The following is an 18,085-nucleotide window of genomic DNA, read 5'->3' on the forward strand; positions in this document are numbered from 1 at the left end:
GTCCGACGGGAAACAGGAGAGCCCTGCCGCAACCGCCGAGACGATGCCCGCGGCCACCCCTATCGACAAAGCCGCCCTGCGTTTGCTCAGCATCGCCTCGTCCTCGCCTTCCGGCTCATGTGGTTGCCCCGGCGCGTGCCGTCATGCGGCGCACGCCAGGGCGGGTGTTCACTCGCTCATCGTCACCAGTTGCTGAGGTCGACGGCCGCGTGGTCGAAACCGCGGTTGTAGGTGCCGTTGTTGGTGCAGTCGTAGTGCGACGGGTTCGTGCCGTTGCGCGCGATGATCGAGGACTCGTACCAGTTCGCGGAGCCGTCGCCCCGGTAGCACTGGACCCTGTCCTTGCCGCCGTCCTGACCGCTGACCCACACGATCGACTGCTGGAAGCGCTGGTAGCGACTGTCCCAGTTGCTCGCGGTGAACTGGTACTGGCCGGTCCTGCCGTCGTCGTTGTACGACAACTGTTGCGTGAAGGGGGCGCCGGGCAGTATCTCCTGCGCCTGGGCGGTGCCCACCGCGAGGCCGACCGTGGCGCAGCAACCTGCGAGCGTCAGCGCGCCGAGTCTCTTCCAGTTACGAGGCATGGTTGATCAGTACTCCTTGTGTTGTACTGCCGAATGGAAAGTGGTGCGGCGGCCTTGCCGACTCGGGCCGGCACTGGTCACCTTGACGTTTCGCGGGCGATTCGGCGCCCGCACATATCGATTCTCAGGACCGGCAGCCCGCACGGCGAGTGATTCGATCAGGTTCGAAGACGATCAACAGGGGAGCACGTGATCCGTATCGAGCTGGGGCCGGAAGGGCTGGGACGGGCGCGGTTCGCGGTCTCGCCGCTGATCGTGGCCGCCAACCTGTTGCACAGGCTGGCGTCCGACCCGCGGTCGGTCGACGCGGCCTGGTCGGCCCGGACCCGGGAAGCACTGCGCGAGCGCGGGCTCGGGCTGCTCGCGGTGCTGGGCGGCGGCGGGCCGTACGGGTACGCGCCCGATTTCGTGCGGCCGGTACCGCTTGTCTTCGAACCCGCCCTGGAGGCCGAACTGCACCGGGTCGCCACCACCCCGGCCGAGCGGGTCCGCTACGAGGTGACCAGTGCGCTCGGCGGCCATGCCTGGGACCCGCGCCGGGCCGACCGACGTGCCGGGCTCCTGCGGAAGGCCATCCAGCAGGGGGAGAGCCGGCTTGCCGAGCGCGCCGCCGACCAACTCGCCATATTCTGGCGCGACGTGCTGGCGCCTCAGTGGCCACGAATCGAGCCCGGCCTGCACAGCGACGTCGCGGCCCGCTGCATGGCAATTGCCCGGCATGGTGCGATCAGCGCCTTCGACCAGCTCGGCCCGAACCTGCACTGGCGCGACGGCGGCCTCGACCTGTCACTGGCCGTGACGGCCCAGGACATGAAGATCGACACCGACGCGGTGGTCTTCGTCCCCAGCCCGTTCACCCGCCGGGTGTCCATCTGCGCCGACGAGCTCGACGGGGCACCGCATCGCCGCGTCCCGGTCCTCGTCTACCCGGTGTCCGCCGGCGCCCCCGCCCCGCTCACCGGCGAGCTCATCGGCGACACCCGCAGCCGCATCCTTGCCGAGCTCGGCGAACCGAGTACCACCGGGGACCTCGCCGGCCGGCTGCATCTCAGCCCCTCGACCGTCTCCTACCACCTGCAGATCCTGTACCGCGCCAACCTCGTCCAGCGCACCCGTCACTCCCTGCACGTCCGCTATCAACGATGCTGAACGCCGTACGCCAGTGCGGCCGGGCACCTGGCGGGCGCGCGCTTGCGGGGAACGCGGGCGGCTCTAGGGCACGGTGAAGAGGACCTTGTCCCCGTCCGCGGAGGGGTCAGCCCTTTTGAGCGTGGCCCTGACGCTGGATCCCAGCTGGAGGTCCAGGCCGTTGGTCGACTCGACCTTGGCCAGCACGGCGGGGTCGGCCAGGAACACCTTGCCCTCGCGCGGCTTGCCCCGCTCGGCGTCGGTGTCGACAACCGCGGCGTCGAACACCTCGCCCACGCGGTGCATGAGCACCGCGGCCTCGGCCAGGTCCACGATCTGCCGGTCCGCCAGGCCGCTCTTTCCCCGTGCCGTGTCGCACGGGATGCAGTACAGGGCGTCGAGCACCCAGTTCGGCGGGGCCTTGTCCGAGCACGCCGCCACGCACAGCTCACCGGTGTACCGGTCGACCAGGCGCCGCAGCGGAGCCGTGCAATGCGTGTACGGGGCCGCGATCGCCGCGTGCATGGTGTACGCCGGCTTCTGGTTGTCGCGGAAGACGGTGTACTCCGCCTTGAGCATCGTGCTGGTGGCCTCGCTGAGGAAGGCCATGTGGGTCTGCTGGCCGGGATCGAGCTTGCGGGCCAGTGTTGCGTACGAGATACCGGGCGGCCAGACGATTCCCAGGGCCTTCGCGATGTCGTGCAAGCGCTTGACCACGTTCTGGTCGGCCTGCTCCTTCTGGGTCCGCAGGATCCCGGTACCGGTGTCGAGCATGATCTGGGCCGCGGACATGCCGGTCATGAGGGAGACCTGCTCGTTCCAGCCCTCCACCGGAAGCGTCGCCACGTAGCTCAGCCGGAACGATCCGTCTTCGAGGGTGACCTCCTGGTCCGGCAGGTTCACCGAGATGCCGCCGCGCGCGATCTCGACGGCCTCCCGCAGCTTGCCGATCTCACGCAGCAGGGCGAGGGACTCCTCAGCCGTGCCGTTCTCGATGGCCTGCTGGGCAGCCGCGTAGTCGAGCCGAGTCCGGCTGCGGACCATGGCCCGGCTCACGGACGAGTCGGTCAGGTTGCCGTAGGCGTCGAGGTCGTGCTGCCACAGCAGGGCGGGGCGGTCCTGGTTCGGCAGCAGGCTGGCCGCGCCCTCGGAGAGGACGGGTGGGTGCAGGGGCACCTTGAGGTCGGGGAAGTACAGCGTCTCGATCCGGTCGTGCGCCTCGACGTCCAGCGGGCTGCCGGGCCTGACGAAGGCCGCCACGTCCGCGATCGCGTAGTACACGCGGTAGCCGCCGCCGGGCCGCCGCTCCAGGTGCATGGCCTGGTCGAGGTCCTTCGAGGTCGGCGGGTCGATCGTGAAGAACGGCAGGTGCCTGGCGTCCTTGTCGGGCAGGTTCGGCTCGGCCGCGGCCTTGTCGGCCGCTTTGAGTACGCGCTTGGGGAAGGCGAGGGGAACCTTCAGCTCCGTCCGAAGTTCCACCAGCGCGGCGCGCAGGGTGTCCAGAGCCTCGTCAGACATGTGCATCGGGCGGCGTCTCATACCCCGAGCGTAGGGCGGCGGCCACGAACCGGCGCGGTGAGCGGGTCAGGGTGGGGAGGAAGGTTGCGGAGAAGCACCTGATCACGAGGATCCACCCGCTACCCTGCCGGCCAACGATCCCGCTCAGCCGCCAACCATCGCGCTCAAGCGCCCCCTATCGCGCTCGGTCACACCCGGCCGGGCAGAGTGATCAAGGACATCCAAGACACGTCATCGAATGTACGTTCTGTATCGCGGGGGTGAAGTGGTCAGGGGTGACCAGAAATCCAGGGGCGGACGACGGCCTGGAGGTAGCCGTGAGCGGCGGCGCACACCCGCACCAGCCACGCGACCCAGCCCCCGGCGGCTACGCCGAGGGCGCCGTACGCGAGCGGACCCCGACGCCGAAAACCTGGGCCCGCCTCCACGACGGCCAGGAGGTCGTCGGACGGCCCACGACCGGCGGTGCCGGCTGGTCGAGCATGGCGCAAATCGTGGCGATCTTGAGCTCCTGGTCGGCTTTGGCGATCTCCCGAGGGAAAGCGCCTGGATACTCGCTGTAGGCCTCGGTGGAAACGAGGACGCTCGCCGTGCGGTTGCCGGTGGGGTCGGTGGCGTTGATGCTCAGGTATCCGGGGATGCCGCCCTCGTGGGCCCATACCGTGCCGCACGGGGTCGCGGCGGTGAAGATGCCCAGCCCGTAGCCGGGCGCGTCCGGCCGTCCCGGGACTGTCGGCACGGTCGTGCGCATCTGTGCCAGCTGCGCGGCGGGAAGCAGCTTGCCGGACATCAACGCGGTGTAGAACCGGTCCCAGTCGCGGGCGGTGGAGACGACCGCGCCGGCCGCCCCGGCCCAGGAGGGGCTGTTGTCGGAGACGTCCACATGACCGGCGCGGTGCGTCCCGGCGTAGTCCCTGGCATCGGCCGGCACTCCCGGCGGCATGTGGGTCGCATCGGGTTCGTAGCCGCGGGCGTGCGGGCCGCGCCAGGCGGAGCCGGTAGCGAAGGAGGTGTGCTTCAGGCCGAGTGGCCGGGCGATCCGGTCACGCACCAGGCCGGCCAGGCTCTTGCCGGTCACCTTCTCGAGGACGGCGCCGACGGCTGCGTAGTTGGTGTTGCTGTACGACCACTTGGTGCCCGGCGCGAAGAGCGGATCGTGCTTCACACCGACGGCGAGCAGCTGCGCCGATGTCCACGCCCTGTGGTCCTTGCCCAGGATCGACGGCCAGAGCGTGGTGTCCTCGGTGTAGTCGAACAGGCCGCTGGTGTGGTTCAGCAGCATCCGCAGGGTGATCGCGTGCCCGTTCGGTACGTGGCCCGGCAGCCACTTGTCCACCGGGTCGGTGAGGGCGAGTTTGTCCTCACCGACCAGTTGCAGCACGAGGGTGGCCATCATGGTCTTGGTGTTGGAGCCCATCCGGAACTCGTCCGCCGCCCCGAGCCGGTGGTCCTTCGTGGTCCACGGGGCCTGTTCGGCGAACTCAACCGCTCGGCCCCCGCCGTCGTCCACCCGCACGATCACGCCCGGCGCCCCGGCAGCCACCAGCTTCCGTGCCAACTGCCTCAGCTGGGCACTTCGCTGTGCCTCGGTGCCGCCGTTCAAGGCGGTGGACGTGGCGTCGGCCGGTGCGGCGATCGGAGTCGCGGCCGGTCGGGCGACGGCCTGGCCTGGCGAGGCGACTGCGACGACCAGCCCGACGGCGGCCGCTGAGGACGCCGCCAGGAGTCGGAGACGGCGTCGACGGTGAGCGGGGCTCGTTCGGGACGGTCCGTGTACGCCGACGCGTTGGGATCCGAATGTCATGCCGGTCAGCATCCCGCGTGCGCACCATGCGGAACAGGGCCCGTCAGGCACAGAAGACAGCGACCGAGGCCTCCTGAGAGATGTCATCGCTTCGGCGTGGCCGAAGAGGCGGTCACGGTGCTCGATGACGGAGCGGCCTTCGGCCGTCGCCTCTTGGACCGCGTTGGGCCGCACGAGGATAACGACCCGGGCCGCCGTGCTGGGTGCGGGCTCGGACGATCAGGTCTCGGAAGTCCCGCCGGCCGAAGTGTTTCGGTGCGTCCTTGCGGCCCCGCTACTCCCGGACCGCGTAGATCAGCCGGGGAAAGCTCGCCAGGCCTGCAGCAGTTCATGCCGGCCATCGGCACCTGCCCAAAGTCGCGGTCCCGCAGCAGTCGTCTCGTTCGATGGCTCGCCGGGCGGGCTGCCGCCACGACCAGCCGTGCCGCTTCAGCAGCTGCCAGGTGCCCTCGACCGTGTACGAGATGTGGAACAGCCTGGCTGGTCTACTGGGCCGGATTCGCATCTACTACAACGTCCACCTCCAGGGGCAGCAGTCCATGTGATCGCCCACGACGGCACTCCCTCCGACCGCATCTGGACGGCCGACTCCCTCCTTATGGCGGCCGGCACCCGCTTCGACATGCTGGTCCACGGCGGTCCGCAGGGCCGAACCCAGCTCCAGACACTCGCCTACAGCACCGGTCCGGGCGGCAACTCCTTCCCACAGGCGACCTTGGCCACCCTGGACTCCGAGGGCCCCTCAGCGCGGCCGGCACCGCTGCCGACCTCGTCCTTCGCCCCGAGACTGGACTTCAGCCACGACCCGATCGCCGCGCGGCGCACCATCGTGTTCTCCGAGAACGCCGACGGGAGCAAGTACTACATCAACGGCAAACAGTTCGACCCCAACCGGGTGGACATCCAGCCCAAGCTCAACACGATCGAGGAGTGGACCGTACGCAACGACAGCAACGAGGAACACTCCTTCCACGTGCACGTCAACAAGTTCCAGTTGATGAGCATCAACGGCCGTCCACACCAGGGCCATGGCCTGCAGGACACCGCGAGCGTTCCCGCCAAGGGACAGCTCGTCATCCGGATCCGCTTCAACACCTATACGGGCAAGAGCGTCCTGCACTGTCACATCCTCAACCACGAGGACGCGGGCATGATGGCGGTGATGGAGATCGTCAAGTGATGTGAAGCGCTGCGGTGCCTCAGCATCGGTCCTGTCCTCTTGCTCATTGAGGCAGTTCTATCTTGAAAGTGGCAGGTCAAGCGGACTGGTGTGAAGGGTGTTTGAGGGCCCGTTGCCCATCAGGGTCTTGATCGCTTCCTGGTGGTCATCCGTCACCGGGAGACCTCGGCTTGCGTGAGGACGAGCAGAGCCCGCAGCAGTGAGCATTCGCCATCTTGAAGTCGCAGGTCAAAGGGCTGGTGTGACCAGTGACCGGGATGCTCACGCTGATCGTGGGCGATTTTGAACGATCACCTCAGTCGTCACCGCGCCACAGTAGAGGCACCGCAGCGACCGCCGAAACGGATTTCCGCGAACGCTGCCGCCTCTTACAACCCGGTAGACCTTCCCGGTCACAGCACTAGTGCCGCATCTAGCAACGTTCGCCCTATGGTGCTGTATCGCTGGAGTGCTGCGCCGGGTGGTATCGGACGGCCAAAATGATCACGTGGCGGAACGCGTGCAGGTCCGGGAGATTGATGACGATGAGGGCGGGCGTCTGCTGCGGATCATCCACAGGGGTACCGGCTCGGTAGCGACCTGGCGACGGGCGCAGATGATGCTGTCATCCGCGCAGGGCATGTCCGTGGGAAAGATCGCCGAGGTGACGTTCACCAGCCCGTTCACCGCCCTGCGCCACTTCGCTCTCGACGGCACCGACCACGCCAGCCACAAAGAACAGGGAAGCATGATCCGCCGCTACATCATCTGGCAGAACAAGCACGCCGCCGACGAACGCCTCCGCGAGGTCGTGAACAGGGCGAACGTCGCTTGATGCGGCAGTAGGTACATCTCGGACGGGACGTGGACAGTCGCCACTACGGCACGTTCCACCCGAGCACGACGGGCAGCCCGTGCTCGTAACCCAGCGTGTTGATCGTCCCCGGATGCGGGTGCCCGAACTGTCGCGCGCCCGACGCGTCGAGCCCGAGCCAGCGCGCGGTGAGGATGCGTGACAGATGGCCGTGCGAGACGACGGCCACGTCACCCTTGTCCAGCAGCGGCCGGACCCGGCCAAGGAACGCGTCGACCCGCACGGTCACGTGCCCGAGGTCCTCGCCTGCGTCCACGCCGTCACGCCACAGCTCCCAGCCGGGCTTGAGCTCCTGGATCTGCTCGGCAGTCAGCCCCTCGTAGCGGCCGTAGTTCCACTCGATCAGGTCGGCGTCGGTTTCCGCACCGCTCAGCCCGGCCAGCTCGGCCGTCCGCACGGCGCGAGTCAGCGGACTGCTGTAGACGGCGACGAACTCCCGTCCGGCCAGTCGAGGCGCCAGCGCACGCGCCGTGGCCTCCCCCGCCTCGGTCAGCGGCAAGTCAGTGCGGCCAGCATGCTGGCCGGTCCGACTCCACGCGGTCTCGCCGTGCCTGATCAATATCAACTCGCCCATGGCCGAGGAACATATCTCACACCGCACACAGGGCAAACGTTTCCTGACGCGGTACTAGCTGTTCGTCAGGTCCTTGGCCATGACCCGTTCCCGGCCCGTGCCATCAGGCAGGAGGTCACCCGGTATACCGGTGTCCGTGAACCCGTGGCGCTCGTAGAGAGCGGCAGCCCTCTTGTTGTCCGGCATCACAGACAAACGCAGAGACTTGGCACCCCGCTCCGCAGCCCACCGTGCAATCTCCCGGATCAGGCAGTCGCCGACCCCTCTGCCCCGGGCCGCGGGACTGACCCACATCGAGATCAGCTCAACGCTGTCCCCTGCCTCCTCAACCGGAACGCCGCTGGCCATCCCCGCAGGACGACCGTCAGCTACCGCGACGACATTGTGTGCACCGGGAATCTCCAGACGGGCACGCCAGCGGTCTTCACGATCGCCAGCTCCCTGCCACTGGGCAAGCGTCGACCCGAACGCGTAGGGCGCCTCCGCCAGGGCTGCCTGCCGCAGTTCCCTCCAGACCGGCCAGTCGTCTGATTCCAAGGTGCGCAGTTCATGCATGGCGCAGACACTGCCGTACTGGTGGAAGCAACAGCAACGGGATAACGCCCGATCGTCGTGCCAAACCGGTGAACCATGCGGTCACAGCACTGGTCAGTGATCGATGAGTGCCCAGCGTTCGTCGGAGAGATCACTCGGGTAGCCGCGGTGTGCGGTCATGTATCTGAAGTACCGCCAGCGCGCTGACCTGCCCAGCCGCATAAACGGTGCCGGGCCGGGAGGTTTTGGTATCAGACAGGAGAAGGCCGGGCCAAACACTCGTCCCGAACCACTCGGCCGGCCAACTGGCTCACCTCTCTCCCCAGGCCCAGCCGGTTGACTCCGGGAAACCGGCATCAACTGCCGCCAGACAGGACGAAACACTCAGTAAGACACCGCTTATCTTGGTGGCACCACGACGAACGGGACTGCCACAGTGATCCGTATGGAACCTTCTCCCGACACCGTGCTCATCTTCGATCGTGACGAGGAACTGCTCGTCTTCGAATCCTTCGTCCACGCTACGAACTGGATTGAGGCGATTGACGTCGATGAGGGTGAGTACACAGCGGCGTACTCACCGGACGGTGGTGTGTTGGCGTTGACTGCCCCCGAAGGCCCGGAGGGATCGGTCGTTCTGGCCAGGACCGGCAGCGTGGACCAGGGCGATTTGGAGCGGAGGGTGGCCTGCTACTGGCGCCGCCACCAGGCAGGTCAGCCCATACGTGACCCGCTGCAGACAGCGCGGTTCTTGATCGAGAGGGACAGCAAGCCGCGCAGGGGATGGCTGCGTCGGGTCATCACCCTGCTGCGACGCGGAACAGCTGGGACCGAACCCACTCCATCGCCTCGTAGCGACTTCACCGCGCAGGGCGACGGTAACCGATGAGGGCTGCGGCTATGCCGACGAAGGCGGGGAAGCGCTCGGCCGTGCGCTCGTAGCGGCGGTGCAGGCGGCGGCAGCCGGCGAGCCAGGACACCGTCCTTTCCACGACCCAGCGGTGGCGGCCCAGCCGTATGGAAGACTCAATGCCCTTACGGGCGATGCGGTGGCGAATGCCTCTCTCCGCTGAATGTCTTGGGGCCCGCAGAAAAATAGCGTGCTGGCCTCCAGTGGACTGACGTGCGATGTGCCTGCTGGGCCGCCACGATCCGACGGGCCGGCAGGAATGACGGCCGATTCTCACAAACGGCCATCTGTGGGCGTGTCCGGTGAGTCGCGTGCATTCAGAGAACGGTGCCTCGTACCCGGACCTCATGCGGGCTACCGGCCACTCCGACCCGTTGAGGGAGATCCCGCTCGGCCGCGGCGACGATGTCGGGGAACGCGCGGCCGAGCGGAGTGCGACGGCGGGAAACCAGCTGTACCGAGGTGCTGCCGCGTAGGAGAGCGCATCGCAGGCCGTCCCACTTGGCCTCGACAGCCCTTCCGGCCAGGGGCGGCGAGCATCAGCTCCGGGATCTCGGGGTCCTCCGCTCGACCGCGGGCCGGGACTCGGCGCGGTGGAGCGCTGCGGCACACAGTCATCGGGGCGAGAGCCACCCGTGCTGATCAGCGGGGCGCGGTGCTCGGTCCATGGCAGTCGCCGAGCCCCGGCGGCCAGGAATCCGCTGGGCTGCCGCTCGCAGGGCGACCGCAACGTTCCTGCCGTCAGCGGCTGAGCTGGTTGGCGATTCGTAGCAGTTCGGCTGTCGGCAGCGGCGGATCTTGGCTGAGCACAGTCATGCTGTATTTGCCGTTGTGCCAGGTCAGGCAGCGGGAGGAGGCTTGTTCACGCAGATGGGCAGGGTGGCCGTCGACCGAGGTTGAAGCGTTACGGGTCTCGTCCGGCGCGGCCTTGGCTACTTGCGCGATGGCCAGGGAGGGTCGCGCGGAGCCCTTCCGGTAGAACCGCGTCCATGCGGGTGTGTCTGTCCGGTTGAACGGTGACGGGGCGCAGCGTTCGGGCGACGGTTCGTCGTAGATCTCGTTGGTCTGGGCGTAGCCCTGAGGCAGGTAGTGGGGGCCGACGAGCTCGGCGGCGTCGAAGGACGTGATGGTGGTGCCGGTGCCGGCGTCGACGAGCCTGCGTTGTCCCAGGGGTTCGGTGAGGGTGGCGGAGACCTGCTGGTCCGTGCTTGCGCACTGGTGTCGCAGGTCTGCGGTTGTTTCCCTGAGGGCCACGGTCACGGTGTCCGTGGACTCGCGGGCCTGGAGCTGGGGGCGTTTGGTCTGGCAGGGGGCCCATCTGGCCGTGGTGGTCAGCGTCCGGCCGTCCCGGCTCACGAGGACGTCGCCGAGGACCGCCGCGTCGTCGCGGTGAGCGTCGTGGTGCTGCTCGCCCAGCCACCATGCTGCTGCGGCGGTGATGACCGCGGCGGCTGTGCCGGCGGTCCACGGTGTGCGTATGACGCGCTTCAGCTGCTGCCGCTCCACGCTCATGCTCCACGGTTGACGATGACGGTGCGGGCCCGAGCCTTGCACCCTTCACCGGCCCGGGGGAAGGGCAGCGGGCCGGCGTCGTCGTGCCGGTGCCGACCCGCACCTGCGGCCTTCGTCACCCGGTGACGGGCGCGCACACGCCAGTTACGGAATCACCCGCACAGATCGCCACGCGGATGCTCGCTGCTGCAATGTGCCGCCTGTGGCGGAGGATGTCGTGCGGCGGGAACTCGCGCTGCGGAGCCAAGATGCACCCACAGTGCGACGGGCGTTTGCTGGAAGAGAAGGCCGGTGAATAGGAGGTGCCAGCATGACCAGCGCGCCACCCGACGCGACGTCCCTCGCGGAATCTCTACTGAACTTGACCCGAGTGGTTACGGATGGCGAGGCCCCGCAGCCGGGGCAGCCAATGCATATAGAAGTGCTACCCGGTTTTCCCAACACTCTGCCATCACTGAGTCAGCTGTCCAGTCTTGTTTCTGATGCTCAACACAATCCGTGGGGTCCGGAGGACAATGCTGGCCTCTCGGGATCTCTTCCAGGACTGACGACCGTCCAGAGCGGAGCCGTCAAGGGTGCTATTGACCTCACGGGTCTCGTTGACGTCCGAGCAACTTACAACGTAGTGAGAAACGGGCAGCGGGCGGGAGACTACCAGTTCCGACTGACCCCGAGACTGGACCCCCAGGCGCCATTCGGCGCCCGTCCGCCCGACCTGAGCGTCGACCTCCTTCTGTTGCCGGACTTCACGGAAGACACAGGGCCGACGACACCAGTCAATTACCGGGTGGATGTACGAGTGACCATTACCGTGAATCTTCCGGGACTCCCGCCTGCAAGCCTGGGCAGGACCTTCAGCATTCCGGTAGAGCTTCCCCCGGTGACGTTCCCGAGCGTCTTCCTCTTGAGTAGACACGACAAACTGTCGCCTTACGCAGGACACGACGGCGGGATCTTGATCGTTGTCCTTCGGCCCGGGACGCCACTGAAGACGCTGGGGGACCTGATCGCCGCCTTGAATGGGTTCAAACATTCGGTGCTCAACCTTGCCGGGATGCTGGGCTGGACCCCCGGGCTCGGCGACCTGCTAAATCCCCTGGAAGTGGTCATCGATTGCATATCGTCCGTACCCGAAGTCAACTTGATCGTTGGAGTCGCCAGAGATCTGGAAGAGTTCTCCGACTTTAACGACCAGGCGAGTTCGCTTCTCCTGCTGGGCGCACCTGAAGCATCAGTCACCGTCTATCGCGATACAGACTTCGATGTCGGGGAGGGAAGGTCGGTCATCAGAGCCAAGCGAGTGGAATTGCCGGGGCCGATACGCATTCAAGCACCGCTTGGTATCGCATACCGGGATGCCCTCAAGAATTACCGCTGGGACGTGAATGACCTCGGGGACATGGACGATGCGATTCAGTCGGTGCATTGGGGGGCCGAGAACGATCCCGCCCCCGCCCAATCGCCTGCGGGAATTCCAGTAGATCCCACAACGTAGTCGGCAGGCCGCGGAAGGGTGCTTCATCGTTACTGAGCCTGAACTCGTGGTGTCGTAGTGGGCTGACAGGCCTTGGTCCTCGCGGTACGACGTCAGGTATGCGGTACGCGCAGGGTGTGGTCCGGTGAGTCTGTGATCAGGCTCCGGTGCGGGCTCACCGACATCCGGAACGAGTGGACCGCTCCGGACTCAGTTGGGCACCGTGGTCACCGTCCTCGCTGTCCTGCTCGGGGAGGACAGTCCTGCGCCCCTCGCTCAAGGGCAGGCTGAGAGGACCCAGGCTGCCACGGTGGCCAGCAGGACCACCTGGCAGCCGGAGCCTGATGGCGACGGTCGTCTGAAAGACGAGCGTCGCCGCTCCCTGGCCCTCTCAGTGGGCGAATCCGTCAGTACAGATCCCGCGCGCCGACGAACTTGTCATACGGCCTCTCGGGCCGGGCGATGTTCTGCGGTGCTGTGTGCGTGATGTGGCTGGTCACCATTCGATGATGACGGTGCCGGGTTGGCCTTCCAGGCCGCTGTTTCCCTTCATGCCGGCCTTGCCGTCTTCGCCGCGGGAGCCCGTGTTCTTGATGCCGCCACCATTCCCGCCCCTTCCTCCGCTGCCGCCTGCGGTTCCGGCACCACCGTCACCTCCGGCGCCGGCGAGGATGCCCTCGCGGTTGATTCCTGCTCCTCCGATACCTTTGGAGCCGCCCTTGGCTCCCTCGCTGCCGGTGCCTCCACGGCTGCCCGAGTCTCCCGTGCCACCGGTGTCCCTGTTGCCACCACCCGGCCGTGCCTGTCCACCGCGACCGCCCGCGGTTCCGGCGGTGCCCCGGGCGCTGTCCAGGAGTGTGCCGGTGCACTGGGGCCCGTTCGCGGCGAGCTGACCGCCCGCGCCGCCCTCGACGGCACCGTGCGACTGTGTCTGCTCACTCGAACCGCCTTCGCCGCCGTAGCCCTCGGGGCCCTGGGCTCCGTCCGTGCCGGCCCGGCCCCCGCCGGCCCTGACGATCCAGTTCTTACCGATCGCGATGCCGCTGCTCCCGCCGGACCAGGCCCGGTTCTGATGCGGGCGGCCGGCACCTCCGTTGTCGCCCTTGTAGCCGCCGGCCGCGCCGCCGTAGCCGTAACCGCCCTTTTCCGATTGGGCTCTCGCCCCGAACCCGCGGATCCCCACGATGACAGCCGCACGCTGGCCCTGCGTCAAAGTGATTTTGCACTTGACGAAGTCGCCGGAGGCGCCCCCACCGCCTCCGCCGCCACCGCCGCCACCGGAACCCCCGGCGCCGCCGCCACCTTCGTAGCTGCCACCATTCGGCAGGCCGCCTCCGCCTCCGCCCCCGCCACCGCCACCAGCCCCCAGGCCACCTCCACCACCGGCGCCCCAGGCCGTGATGGTGTAGGTGTCAACCCCCTTGAGCGGCAGCAGCCCGGGGGCGGTGGGGTCGGTGGCGGGAGTGGCGGTGAACACTCGCCTGCCGTGCTTGGGCGCGGCGTAGGCCGGGGCAGGGCTGCCGCCGGCGAGCATGCTGCCGGCCACTGCGGTGGACAGCAGCGCCAGCCACCGCTTCGGCCGCCGGCCCGTACGCACGCCGCCGGCTGCCGCCTGGGAGGTGCTGATGTCATGGTCCATCCGGTACTCCTGAAAATTTCCGACATCGTATGGAGGGATCGCCTTCTGCAGACGCCGCCCGGCAGACGGGGCCCCAAGACCGCGAGGAGGGGTAGTCGCGGCGGCGGGTCACGACCGCGTGCCCGCCTGCTTCGCGCCGGCCCAGGGCGGAGCGAGCCGGGCCTACTTCAGTGCGGAGTCGGCCGTGGCCCCCAGGCCGGAGGTGGCGGACGCAGCGGTGGAGTTGACCGCGTCCTTGGCACTGGTCACCGGGCCCGGCTCGGGTGCCGACGGGGCCGGGGGCTGCGAGGAGGAACCGTCCGAGGAGCTGCTGCCGGACGCCTTCTGGTCGTACTGGTAGGTGTCGGTGACCTTGTGCTCCTTGGTGATCTTGCCCGGGGCCGGGGAGACCACCATCACCGGCAGATCACGCAGACCACGGCCGCGGTCATGGTCGTCGGCGACAGCCGCGGGCGCCTGACCCAGCAGGGTCACGGAGGCGACGGCGGTCACCACGGCGGCGGCGAGACGGCGTCGGGCAAAAACCATGAGACATCTCCTTGAAACACGATGGCGCGCATTCGCGCGTCAGGGGGAAAGGCCCGTGGGGGCCTCGGCGGCTGGAGGAACGGGCTCAGAAGGCGCCCGGACAGACGCCGTGATACCGGCGCTGGGCAGGCCGGTCAAATGGTCCGACCGTCCGATATTCCAAGGCAATCGCACCCTCGAACGCCAGGGGCACACACGCTGCTGTTCACCTGCGCCGAACCGGCTGAGCAGCGGCCTCAAACCCCTTCGATCGGGTGTTTCCCGAGACCGCCGGCAGAGTGCAACCAAGTCGTGACCACAGCCGCCGCAGCCGCCGCGGGCCAGCTCTCTCCACCGATTTCAGCAGGTCACCTTCCCTGCCGCCCGCCGGCTCCCGCCGTTTCCCTGCCCGCCCAGCCAGGAGACACAGTTCTTGTGAGGGACCCATGTCAAGGAGGCAGCCATCGGCCACCCGTGAGGGGTGCCCCCTCAGACCAACGGCAGGCTCCCAGGAACCACACCAGTGATTCCTCTACGGTGGACAGGTCGTGCGGCCGGTGGGCATCGATCCGCGCCCTGGCCGCATCGGCTCGCTCTCCAGGGCCATGCCCCCTCATGCGAACTGGGCCCGGGTGACCTGGGCGACGAGCTCCTCGAAACGCTCGAACGTGACGTTCCCGATCCGCTCCGACACTTCGGATCACCACCCACCCCTTGCCCCGGCGCCCGGGCCCACCACCGGCCAGGGTGGGGAGATCGGATCACTGAGCCTCAACTTGTGGTGTCGTAGCGCGTGGTTCGGGGACATGGCTCAGCCTGGTCTCGGCGAGGCAGCCGTCGAGGAGGGCGGGGCAGTACTGGACCTTGCGGAGGCCGTGCCGCACGGTGCGGATGAGGTGGTCCGGGCTGGTGAAGGCGACGTTGGCGGTGAAACCGCGCCGCAGCAGCGCCCAGACGCCTTCGACCGGGTTGAGCTCGGGCGCATAGGCGGGGAGCTGGCAGACGGTGAACCAGTCCTGGCCGTCGATGAACTCCCGCATCTCCTTGCACACGTGTGTGCCCAGGTTGTCCCACACCAGGACGATCGGGGCGCCAAGCTGTTTATGGGCTGCGCACAGCAGGTCGCGGTAGTCGGTCCAGGCGAAGCTCTTTCGGGCGCCTTTCCTGCTGCTGTGACGGCGGGGCCGATAGACCAGGCGAGACCGTTCGCCAGTTTTGTAGCAGGCCAGCGCCGCCACGGACAGGCACCGGGTGGTGCGGCCCCTCACCCGGATCACGGGCGTGTGCCCGCGCCGGGCCCATGTACGGGCGGTCGGCGGCGTCATCGCAAAGCCGGCCTCGTCCTCGAACACGAGGTAGGCCCCGATCGCCGCCGCGGTGCTTCCACCAGCGGCCACGACTCCTTCACCCACCCGGCGATAGCTTCCTCGTCCCGCTCGACCGCCCGCCGGGCAGGCACCTGGCAGGAGAACCCATTGCGGACCAGGAGCTTTCGCACACCCTGAATCGTGTAGGTCATGCGGAACCGGCGCCCGATCACGGTCTTGACCCGCGACAGTCTCCATCGCTGGTCGGGCCACCCATGTGCCACCGGCCCCCTGGCCAGTTCCCGTTCCAGCACGGCGAACCGGGTCTCGTCCAGCCTCGGCAGCGAGGCCGGCCCCCTGGACCGCAAGGCCCTCCGACCACCGTCCCGCCAACTCCTCCGTCACCGTTCCACCGACCGCACATGAACCCGTAAGTCCTTCGCGATCACCGAACTCTTCTCCCCCCGGGCGAACCGCTCGGCCGCCCGGAGCCGGAGCTCTTCACGGAATTCCCGCCGCTCGTCAGTCAGCCCGCCACCCTGCGCGTACCGCATACCTGACGTCGTACCGCGAGACCTGTCAGCCACTACGACACCACGAGTTCAGGCTCTATCATGCCGTCGCGGATCGCAACGTCGACGGTGACGTCCTGCTCGGGGACGTCGCGCACGTCGCGGGACATGCGGGTGAAGCGGTCACCGAGCTTTACGTTGTTCATGGAGGCGGGCAGGCAGGTCAGCTCGCGCCACCCAGCAGACAAACCCACACCGTGCTTGCACGTATCCTCATGTGCCCGTAACGCGCTCGCCACGGGCCGCCCACCGGCCCCGCCCGGGCCGCGTCCCTCACCGCGGCGCGTGCCGCAGATACGCCAGGACCGCGCTCACCCGGCGGTGCAGCTGGCTCTCCTCCGCCAGGCCCAGCTTGCCGAAGGTGGAGTTGACGTGCTTCTCGATGGTGGACTCGGAGAGGGTGAGCGCCCGGGCGATGGCCCGGTTCGTCTTGCCCTCCGCCATGTGCCGCAGGACGTCCAGCTCCCGCCGGGTCAGGCACGCCAGCGGCGCGTTCGCGGCCCGCGTATGGCTGCCCATCAGCACCTCCACGATGCGGGGGTCGACGACCGAGCGACCCGCCGCCACCTCCCGCAACGCTCTCAGCAGTTCGTCCAGTTCGCCGATGCGCTCCTTCAGCAGATACGCCAGGCCGTCCGTGCCCCGCTGGAAGAGGTCGAAGGCGTAGTTCTCGTCCGCGTGCTGGGAGAGCATGACCACGCCGATGCCGGGGTGACCGGCGCGGATGGCGTGGGCGGCGGCGATGCCCTCGGTGTGGTGGGTGGGCGGCATGCGGATGTCCGCGATGACCGCCTCGGGGCGCAGCCGTTCGACGGAGTCGAGGAGTTCACCGGCGGTGCCGACCGCCGAGACGACCTCCACGTGACCGGTGTCCTCCAGCAGCCGGCGGGTGCCCTCACGGACGAGGTAGTGGTCCTCGGCGATGACGACGCGCATGGGTTCACCGGTCACAGGCGTCCTCCCGTACCCGCTCCGCGAGCCGCGAGCGGATGATGGTGCCGCCGCCGGAGCTGCTGGTGATGAGCAGGTCCCCGCCGACGGCCTCGATTCTGTCGCGCATTCCGGTCAGCCCCGAGCCGTGAGTGGTCTCGGTGGGGAAGCCGATGCCGTTGTCGGCGACCTCCACCTGCAACCAGCCGTCGGAGCGGGTCATGTGGATGACGACCCGGCTGGCGTCCGCGTGTTTGAGGACATTGGTGAGCGCCTCCGAGACCAGGTAGAAGGCGGACTCCTCGATGTCCAGGGCGAAACGCACCCGGTCGAGGGACTCCTCGACGTGCACGGTCACCGGGATGGGCATGCGGCGGGCCCGGGAGGTGACGGCCGCCACCAGCCCCTGGTCGGTGAGGACCGGAGGGTGGATGCCGTGGGCGACCTCGCGGAGCTCGTCGATGACCCGGTAGGCGTCGTCCTGGACCTCGGTGAGGACCGCGTCGATGTCGCCGCCGCGGCCGAGCCGGTTGCGGGCGAGCCGGAGCTTGGCGACAAGGGCGACGAGGTCCTGCTGGATGCCGTCGTGCAGCCGACGCTCGATGCGGCGGCGCTCGCTGTCCTGGGCGCTGAGGATCCGCGCGCGGGAGGCGTCGAGCTGGCCGGCCTGGCGCTGGACCTCGTCGACGCGGGTGGACAGCTCGGAGGCCAGGCGGGCGTTGTGGACGGCGAGCGCGGCCTGGCGGGCGAGGGTCTCGACGACGTCGTGGTCCTCGGGCGTGAACCGGCCCTCGGTCTTGGGCCCGTACTCGATGAGGCCGAGGACGTCGCTGCCGTACCACAGGGGGAAGCTGCCGGCGGGGTGTTCGTCGGGGCCGGGCTGCCCGCCGGCGGCGCCCAGATGGGCGGGCAGCCCGTCGCCGCCGAGCCGGACCCGGGCCCAGCGCAGGCCCAGGCCCTCCTGCAAGCCGGCGGCGAGCTGGGGGGCCAGCCGGTTGAGGTCGTAGGCGTGTTCGAGGACGGTGCCGAACTGCACGAGCAGTTCGAAGCTGGTGAGGC

17 protein-coding genes and 3 pseudogenes are annotated in these 18,085 nt (G+C 68.3%); 5 read left to right on the forward strand and 15 right to left on the reverse strand.

Translation table 11 applies throughout. The features are described from left to right. Positions 1-182: 182 nt before the first annotated feature. Positions 183-584, reverse strand: coding sequence for a hypothetical protein (locus tag AB0K09_RS14710; RefSeq protein WP_366065725.1), 402 nt, complete (start codon positions 582-584; stop codon positions 183-185). A gap of 189 nt (positions 585-773) precedes the next feature. Between AB0K09_RS14710 and AB0K09_RS14715 the strand changes: the two genes are divergently transcribed. Next, a complete protein-coding gene (locus tag AB0K09_RS14715) occupies positions 774-1,733 on the forward strand; it encodes a winged helix-turn-helix domain-containing protein (protein WP_366065726.1) in 960 nt (319 codons plus the stop codon). Positions 1,734-1,796: 63 nt separating this feature from the next. On the opposite strand, the gene AB0K09_RS14720 is transcribed toward AB0K09_RS14715, so the two are convergent. From AB0K09_RS14720 to AB0K09_RS14730, 3 genes are all read right to left on the reverse strand, one after another. Next, positions 1,797-3,230 (reverse strand): RNB domain-containing ribonuclease, encoded by a 1,434-nt coding sequence (locus tag AB0K09_RS14720; RefSeq protein ID WP_366065727.1) that lies wholly within the window; start codon positions 3,228-3,230, stop codon positions 1,797-1,799. Positions 3,231-3,597: 367 nt separating this feature from the next. Continuing rightward, positions 3,598-4,788: a serine hydrolase domain-containing protein gene (locus tag AB0K09_RS14725; protein WP_366065728.1), complete on the reverse strand. Its 1,191-nt coding sequence runs from the start codon at positions 4,786-4,788 to the stop codon at positions 3,598-3,600. A gap of 574 nt (positions 4,789-5,362) precedes the next feature. Beyond that, positions 5,363-5,509: a winged helix-turn-helix domain-containing protein gene (locus tag AB0K09_RS14730; protein ID WP_366065741.1), complete on the reverse strand. Its 147-nt coding sequence runs from the start codon at positions 5,507-5,509 to the stop codon at positions 5,363-5,365. 66 nt (positions 5,510-5,575) lie between these two features. Here AB0K09_RS14730 and AB0K09_RS14735 point away from each other — a divergent pair, with 66 nt between their 5' ends. Together AB0K09_RS14735 and AB0K09_RS14740 are read left to right on the forward strand one after the other, a co-directional pair. Further along, positions 5,576-6,214 (forward strand): multicopper oxidase domain-containing protein, encoded by a 639-nt coding sequence (locus AB0K09_RS14735; RefSeq protein WP_366065729.1) that lies wholly within the window; start codon positions 5,576-5,578, stop codon positions 6,212-6,214. A gap of 661 nt (positions 6,215-6,875) precedes the next feature. Further along, positions 6,876-7,028: pseudogene (locus AB0K09_RS14740) on the forward strand (transposase); the annotation flags it as partial. A gap of 43 nt (positions 7,029-7,071) precedes the next feature. Here AB0K09_RS14740 and AB0K09_RS14745 read toward each other — a convergent pair. Both AB0K09_RS14745 and AB0K09_RS14750 read right to left on the reverse strand, forming a co-directional pair. Beyond that, positions 7,072-7,641: a histidine phosphatase family protein gene (locus AB0K09_RS14745; protein WP_366065730.1), complete on the reverse strand. Its 570-nt coding sequence runs from the start codon at positions 7,639-7,641 to the stop codon at positions 7,072-7,074. A gap of 54 nt (positions 7,642-7,695) precedes the next feature. Further along, positions 7,696-8,196, reverse strand: coding sequence for a GNAT family N-acetyltransferase (locus tag AB0K09_RS14750; protein WP_366065731.1), 501 nt, complete (start codon positions 8,194-8,196; stop codon positions 7,696-7,698). Positions 8,197-8,620: 424 nt separating this feature from the next. Here AB0K09_RS14750 and AB0K09_RS14755 point away from each other — a divergent pair, with 424 nt between their 5' ends. After that, on the forward strand, positions 8,621-9,064 hold the full coding sequence (locus tag AB0K09_RS14755) for a hypothetical protein (RefSeq protein ID WP_366065732.1): 444 nt from the start codon (positions 8,621-8,623) through the stop codon (positions 9,062-9,064). Here AB0K09_RS14755 and AB0K09_RS14760 read toward each other — a convergent pair. Then, positions 9,036-9,245, reverse strand: a pseudogene (locus AB0K09_RS14760) (transposase); the annotation flags it as partial. The gene AB0K09_RS14755 and the pseudogene AB0K09_RS14760 sit on opposite strands and share 29 nt — an antisense overlap. Positions 9,246-9,826: 581 nt before the next feature. Next, positions 9,827-10,597 (reverse strand): hypothetical protein, encoded by a 771-nt coding sequence (locus AB0K09_RS14765; protein ID WP_366065733.1) that lies wholly within the window; start codon positions 10,595-10,597, stop codon positions 9,827-9,829. Between the two features lie 799 nt (positions 10,598-11,396). Between AB0K09_RS14765 and AB0K09_RS14770 the strand changes: the two genes are divergently transcribed. Further along, positions 11,397-12,092: a hypothetical protein gene (locus tag AB0K09_RS14770; RefSeq protein ID WP_366065735.1), complete on the forward strand. Its 696-nt coding sequence runs from the start codon at positions 11,397-11,399 to the stop codon at positions 12,090-12,092. Positions 12,093-12,567: 475 nt separating this feature from the next. Here AB0K09_RS14770 and AB0K09_RS14775 read toward each other — a convergent pair whose 3' ends face one another. From AB0K09_RS14775 to AB0K09_RS14805, 7 genes and pseudogenes are all read right to left on the reverse strand, one after another. Continuing rightward, positions 12,568-13,710, reverse strand: coding sequence for a hypothetical protein (locus AB0K09_RS14775; protein ID WP_366065736.1), 1,143 nt, complete (start codon positions 13,708-13,710; stop codon positions 12,568-12,570). A gap of 162 nt (positions 13,711-13,872) precedes the next feature. After that, the gene (locus AB0K09_RS14780; protein WP_366065737.1) at positions 13,873-14,238 is read right to left on the reverse strand and encodes a hypothetical protein; all 366 of its coding nucleotides are present in this window, start codon (positions 14,236-14,238) and stop codon (positions 13,873-13,875) included. 740 nt (positions 14,239-14,978) lie between these two features. Continuing rightward, complete coding sequence (locus AB0K09_RS14785; RefSeq protein ID WP_366065742.1) at positions 14,979-15,542, reverse strand: transposase; 564 nt, start codon at positions 15,540-15,542, stop codon at positions 14,979-14,981. Further along, a pseudogene (locus tag AB0K09_RS14790) lies at positions 15,539-16,078 on the reverse strand (winged helix-turn-helix domain-containing protein). The gene AB0K09_RS14785 and the pseudogene AB0K09_RS14790 overlap by 4 nt, the downstream one beginning before the upstream one ends. Positions 16,079-16,110: 32 nt before the next feature. Then, positions 16,111-16,284 (reverse strand): hypothetical protein, encoded by a 174-nt coding sequence (locus AB0K09_RS14795; RefSeq protein ID WP_366065738.1) that lies wholly within the window; start codon positions 16,282-16,284, stop codon positions 16,111-16,113. Positions 16,285-16,369: 85 nt separating this feature from the next. After that, on the reverse strand, positions 16,370-17,047 hold the full coding sequence (locus AB0K09_RS14800; RefSeq protein ID WP_366065739.1) for a response regulator transcription factor: 678 nt from the start codon (positions 17,045-17,047) through the stop codon (positions 16,370-16,372). Then, positions 17,037-18,085: GAF domain-containing sensor histidine kinase (locus AB0K09_RS14805; protein WP_366065740.1), on the reverse strand; the 1,049-nt coding region annotated here is incomplete at its 5' end. The genes AB0K09_RS14805 and AB0K09_RS14800, both read right to left, overlap by 11 nt.

It is taken from the genome of Streptomyces sp. NPDC049577, assembly GCF_040675635.1.
In the GTDB taxonomy this organism is placed as follows: Bacteria; Actinomycetota; Actinomycetes; order Streptomycetales; family Streptomycetaceae; genus Streptomyces.